Genomic DNA, 5,333 nt, shown 5'->3' on the forward strand with positions numbered 1-5,333 from the left:
CCCGCTCGACGGCTCCAGCGTGCATCCCGAGGCCTATCCGGTGGTGCGGCGGATGGGGAAGAGCGCGGGTGGCGAGGTGGCCTCGCTGATCGGCAACGCGGAGGCCCTGCGCGCCCTGCGGGCCGCGTTGATGCGGTCGCCGTCGCCCCGCAGGGAGTCGAGGGCGGCGGCCTCCTTGCTCGTGAAGTACCGGCTGAACGTGCGGCGATCGACGTCCGCGGCTTCCGCGATCTCCTCGACCGTCACGTTCCGCAGCCCCCGGTCGAGCACCAGCTCGAACGCGGCCTGCGCCAGGGTGTCGCGGGTGCGGCGCGCCTTGCGGCCGCGCCGATCCGGGATCTTCCGTTCCGGAGTCATACATGCACCGTACACCTGAAAATGTCCCCACGCGACATTCGTCTCGTGGGGACATCAGGGTGCCTGCTGGAGGCTCGCCGCGCGTTCAGACCGCGGCGGTCCGCCACCGGGCCTCGCCCGCTTCGGCGGTGTCGCCGAGAACCGCGGCCCCGGAATCGGCATCGCCGGGAGTGGCACCAGCGAGGACCGCGACGCCCGGAACCGCGGGCCGCCGCCCGTCGTCGGCAGAGGTGCGCAGCAGGGCGAGCGCGGCGATGTCGTCGCGGCGGACGCCTCCCGAGAACTCCCCCAGATCGACGTGGAGCGCGTCGAGCAGTTCGCGCGGCCCGTGCCCGGCCCAGGCCCCGATCCGCTCGTCCAGCGGGTAGAAGGCACCGGCGATGTCGCGGGCCTCGGTCACCCCGTCGGTGACGACGAGGAGCGTCGCGCCCGGCGGGAAGTCGAAGGACTCGGTCGTACGGGTCTCCTGGCTGAGGCCGGCGAGGCCGAGGGGGACGTACGTCCGGTGGAGCGTGACGGCCGATGACCGGCCGTCGTGCAGCAGGCGCGGCGGCAGGTGCCCGCAGTTCACGGCCTCCACCCGGCCGCCCTCGTCGAACCCGAGGACGAGCGCGGTCACGAAGCGTTCGACCTCACCCGTCTGGGCGGAGAACACGTTGTGCCGGACGACGGCGGCCTCCAGCGCCTCCACCACTCCCGTGAGCGTGGGTTCGCGGATGGCCGCCTCACGGAACGCGGCGATGGCCGCGAATCCGGCGCCGATGGCCGCGAGCCCCTTGCCCTGGACGTCGCCGATGATCACCCGGGTCCCGTGGGGCGACTCGACGACCTCGTAGATGTCTCCGCCGACGAAGCGGTCCTCCTCGATCGGCTCGTAGAGCCCGTGCGCGATGACGTGGTCGGTACCGACCGGCAGCGGCCGCAGGATCTGGCGCTGCAGGGTGACGGCGGCGGACCGCAGCCGCGCCATCTCGGTGGCGTGCCGGATGCGCGCCGCGCAGGCGGCGACCCCGAGCGCACAGGCCAGTACGGCGAATCCGATGCCGAAGACGAAGTCCCAGAAGGTGCCGTCCGCCCCGACCCGGAACCCGACGACGACGGTGGTGATCCACACCGCGATCCAGATGGTCTGGCGGAGGCTGCAGTAGACGGAGGCCAGTGCGGGGACGACCACGAGCAGCGGCACGACCCGCAGGTCGTTGCCTGTGCTGACGTCGAGGAACACGACGAGTACGGTCAGCAGCGCGAGACCGCCGACCAGGGCCCAGTTGCCGATCCGGCTCCGGGACACCGCACCGGCGCCCGCGTCCGCACCCGGCACGGCTCCACCCCGGGGCCGTACACCGCTCCACTTCTGTGCCATGTCCAGCAACCTCATGGGCACGGCCTGTCCTCCCGCTGATCTCTCGGTGCCGCCCGCGTTTCGGTCGGTCCCTTCCAGTTGACCGGGTGGCGGGCGTCCGCGCAGGAGGGCTTAGGACCCCGAGCGGCTGCCGAAGGTCCCGCCCGGGACTTCCGGCCCGGGGCGACGGTCCCGTACCGGGGGGTGCGTCAGGTCCCGGCCCCGCCATACGGGTATAGGCCGCGTAGCAGGTACAGGTACAGGTACAGGAACCTGTACCGGTCAGCGGAGTGAGGGGCTGCGGGTCCCGTCGGCGGACGGGAGCGTGGCGGGGACGAGGGCGGAGAGGAATTCCGTACGCCGGCGAAGCCGGAAGCCGAGGGACTCGTAGAGCCGGACGGCCCCGGTGTTGGAGGCGGAGGCATGCAGGAACGGCGTCTCGCCGCGCTCCCGGATCCCGTGCGCGACCGCCAGGACCAGTCGGCTCGCCAGCCCCTGACCCCGTACGGACTCGTCCGTGCAGACACCGCTGATCTCCGTGAAGCCGGGCGGGTGCAGCCGCTCCCCCGCCATCGCCACCAGCGCCCCGCCCCGACGGATGCCCAGATAGGTGCCCAGCTCGACCGTGCGGGGCAGGAAGGGACCGGGGCGGGTGCGCGCCACCAGGTCCAGCATCTCCGGCACGTCCCGGGGCCCCAGCGGGACCGCCTCCGGATCGGGCGCGGCGTCCACCGACGCGTCGACCAGCTGGACGCCCTCGGCCTGGAAGACGATCTCCCAGTCCTGCGGCGGCGGCTCCTGGAAAGCGGCCAGGGTTACAGAGCCGCCCGGCCCGGCGAGCGCCGCGACATCGGCCCAGTCCCGGGCTTCCGGGGCGTCGGGGAGCGCGATCCAGGGAGTGACGTCGGCGGGATAGCGCAGGACCCGCCCGCGACTCTCGGCGAAGTGGGCGTGCGGGCCGGTGAGCGAGGACCGGGCAGGGTTGTCCAGCGGGTGGAGCCCGGAAGGATCATCGGTCCGGGGCCGGGTGCTGTTCTGGGTCATCGTCTTCCTCGTTCTCGTTCCGTCCATCGCGCGGTTCTCGGCAGCGGGTGCCCGGGGGCGGGAGCGGCGTACCCGCCAGGCAGGAAAAGCCGGTGGGTACGACAGGTATTCCGTGGGGCGGATCTGTTCACGGCATCGCAATCATCGGGGCGCGGGCCGTCCGGCCCCGCGTCCCGCCATCGCCACCGGGACCGACGGCACCTGCGACACCCCGATGCCCCGGCGTACGCCCGAACCGGCGAGCGGCGAAATCGACTCATCCGTAGGCCAATACGCGCCGGTCCGGTCCCAACGACCCCCTGGCTGTGGCACTCTGGTGGCGACCGCCCCACCGGGCTCCCCCGTACCGGTGGGGCGGTTGTTTGCGCATTCATTGCGCGCGCCCTTCACGTGCGCCCTCTACGCGCGCCCTTCGGCTCACGCATGTCGACCCGCGTCCCGCGACCCGCGACTCGTGCCCCTCGGCTCGCACCTCTCGGGTGACCGCGCCTCAGAGCCGAACTGCACCTGTTTCAGGCCCACTCGCTTCTGATGGCCGGATCAACTCCCTCTTCGACGCATAAGAGCCGTAGCCCTGGGAAGGCGAACAGACCTCAGGGCCTACGAACCAGGGAGCGTGAAGCCGACATGAGCGCGCAGACCGCACAGACCGCGCAGACGGCCGGTACGGAGCAGGCGGGCACCACCGAGGAACTTCCGTGGATCGAGGATGCCGGGAAGGTCGCCCCGATGGACGCGCGTCGGCTCTCGCGCCTCTTCTTCGACCGCCTCCAGGTTCTGGAGGAGGGCACACACGAGTACCAGTACGCGCGCAACACCCTGATCGAGATGAACCTGTCCCTCGTCCGGTTCGCCGCCAACCGCTTCCGCAACCGGGGCAGCGGCGACATGGAGGACATCGTCCAGGTCGGCACCATCGGGCTGATCAAGGCGATCGACCGCTTCGACCTCTCGCGGGAGGTCGAGTTCACCTCGTTCGCGGTGCCGTACATCGTCGGGGAGATCAAGCGGTTCTTCCGTGACACGAGCTGGGCGGTGCACGTGCCGCGGCGCCTCCAGGAGCTGCGGGTCGACCTCGCCAAGGCGAAGGAGTCCCTGGCGGGCGACCTCGACCGGGACCCCACGGTGCAGGAGCTGGCCAAGGACCTGGGGATCGAGGAGTCCGAGGTCACGGAGGGGATCGTCGCTTCCAACGGCTACACGGCGGGCTCCCTGGACATGCCGACCGACACCTCGGAGACCGGGCCCCGCCAGGCCGCCGGGCGGACCTTCGCCGATGTACTGGGCGAGCCGGACCCCGCCATGGAGACCGTGGAGAATCTCCACGCCCTCGCGCCCCTGCTGAGCGAACTGGACGAGCGGGAGCGACGGATCATCGACATGCGCTTCGGCCAGGAGATGACCCAGGCGCAGATCGGCGCGGAGCTCGGGATATCGCAGATGCACGTGTCCCGGCTGCTGACCCGGATGCTGGGCAAGCTGCGGAGCGGGATGCTCGTCCAGGAGTGATCACCGCGAGCCACCCCGTCGGGCGTTGGCCGGGCGGACAGCGGACGAGCAGGCGTTGCGGTTCTGACTGATGCATCAGTCAGAACCGCAACGCCTCTTTTGTTCAGGGGTTACATCCACTGATGTTGAGGTTTTCTCAACACATGGCTACGGTGGCTGACCATGCAGCAGGACGAGGTGGCCGCACGGGTCCGGCAGGTGATCGACGCGACGGGTGTCAGCGCGCGCGAGTTCGCACGGCGGATCGTCATCGATCCGTCGAAGTTGTCCCGTTCCCTGAACGGCACACGGCGCTTCACCGCCGCCGAACTGGCCCGGATCGCGGACATCGGCGGCGTGGACGTCGGTCGGCTGATCGGTACGACGGCCGGTGCCGGCGGCGACGCGACCGCCGGCGCGACGTCGACGCCGTCGGCCGTGCGCGCCCCGTCGCCCCCTCGCTCGCCGTCGCCCTCGCCGGAGGGCGGCAGGCCCTTGCAGATCGTGCGGGAGACCGTCCGGCTCATCGCCGAACGCGGATTCCACGCCGTCCGGGTCGCGGACATCGCCGCGGCCTGCCACACCAGCACGGCGGCGATCCACTACCACTTCCCCGGCCGTGACGAACTGCTCGAGGCCGCGGTCCGCTGGTGCATGGACGAGGACACCCGTCGCCGTGCCGACGCCACGGCCGGCACCCGTCACGCCGGGGACGAGCTGCGCCTGCTGATCGAGCTCCAGACGCCCCGCACCGAACAGCAACGGCGGCAATGGTGCGTCTGGCTCGACCTGTGGGCCGAGGCCGCCCGGTCCACCACCGTCGGGCGGCTCCACGTGGAGTACTACCGCCAGTGGCGGGGAACGGTCGCCGACGTGATCCGCCGCGGCGTCGAACAAGGCGTGTTCCGTCCGGTCGACGCGGACGGCACGGCCCTCGCCCTCACCGCGCTGATCGACGGACTGGCCTCACAGGTCCTGGCCACCGAGCCCGGCCTCCCGGGCGCCGGCGCACAGACCATGCACGACGCGCTCATCGCCCACGTGGACGCCTGCCTGACGGCGCCCGTGAACGGCTGACGCCCGCACCCGCCCCGTACACCCC

4 protein-coding genes and 2 pseudogenes are annotated in these 5,333 nt (G+C 71.6%); 3 read left to right on the top strand and 3 right to left on the bottom strand.

What is annotated here, in order from left to right; translation table 11 throughout:
- Positions 1 to 127: pseudogene (locus HET64_RS36165) on the top strand (hypothetical protein); the annotation flags it as partial.
- Here the strand turns inward: HET64_RS36165 and HET64_RS36170 are convergent.
- From HET64_RS36170 to HET64_RS36180, 3 genes and pseudogenes are all read right to left on the bottom strand, one after another.
- Positions 88 to 357 (bottom strand): annotated as a pseudogene (locus HET64_RS36170) (TetR family transcriptional regulator); the annotation flags it as partial. The pseudogenes HET64_RS36165 and HET64_RS36170 overlap by 40 nt on opposite strands.
- A gap of 85 nt (positions 358 to 442) precedes the next feature.
- Positions 443 to 1,720 (bottom strand): PP2C family protein-serine/threonine phosphatase, encoded by a 1,278-nt coding sequence (locus HET64_RS36175; RefSeq protein ID WP_215111475.1) that lies wholly within the window; start codon positions 1,718 to 1,720, stop codon positions 443 to 445.
- A gap of 261 nt (positions 1,721 to 1,981) precedes the next feature.
- Positions 1,982 to 2,743 (bottom strand): GNAT family N-acetyltransferase, encoded by a 762-nt coding sequence (locus HET64_RS36180; RefSeq protein WP_215111476.1) that lies wholly within the window; start codon positions 2,741 to 2,743, stop codon positions 1,982 to 1,984.
- A 627-nt stretch (positions 2,744 to 3,370) separates the two neighbouring features.
- Here HET64_RS36180 and HET64_RS36185 point away from each other — a divergent pair.
- Together HET64_RS36185 and HET64_RS36190 are read left to right on the top strand one after the other, a co-directional pair.
- Positions 3,371 to 4,252, top strand: a complete 882-nt coding sequence (locus tag HET64_RS36185; RefSeq protein WP_215111477.1) for an RNA polymerase sigma factor SigF — start codon at positions 3,371 to 3,373, stop codon at positions 4,250 to 4,252.
- A 162-nt stretch (positions 4,253 to 4,414) separates the two neighbouring features.
- Positions 4,415 to 5,308 carry a TetR/AcrR family transcriptional regulator gene (locus tag HET64_RS36190; protein ID WP_215111478.1) on the top strand — a complete coding sequence of 298 codons (894 nt, stop codon included), beginning with the start codon at positions 4,415 to 4,417 and terminating at the stop codon, positions 5,306 to 5,308.
- The last annotated feature ends 25 nt before the right edge of the window (positions 5,309 to 5,333 follow it).

It is taken from the genome of Streptomyces sp. McG3 (genome assembly GCF_018619185.1).
In the GTDB taxonomy this organism is placed as follows: domain Bacteria; phylum Actinomycetota; class Actinomycetes; order Streptomycetales; family Streptomycetaceae; genus Streptomyces.

Excerpts from the sequence above, each read along its gene's own strand:
- HET64_RS36175 (WP_215111475.1), bottom strand. The coding sequence starts at position 1,720 with ATGGCACAGAAGTGGAGCGGTGTACGGCCCCGGGGTGGAGCCGTGCCG.
- HET64_RS36180 (WP_215111476.1), bottom strand. The coding sequence starts at position 2,743 with ATGACCCAGAACAGCACCCGGCCCCGGACCGATGATCCTTCCGGGCTC.
- HET64_RS36185 (WP_215111477.1), top strand. The coding sequence starts at position 3,371 with ATGAGCGCGCAGACCGCACAGACCGCGCAGACGGCCGGTACGGAGCAG.
- HET64_RS36190 (WP_215111478.1), top strand. The coding sequence starts at position 4,415 with ATGCAGCAGGACGAGGTGGCCGCACGGGTCCGGCAGGTGATCGACGCG.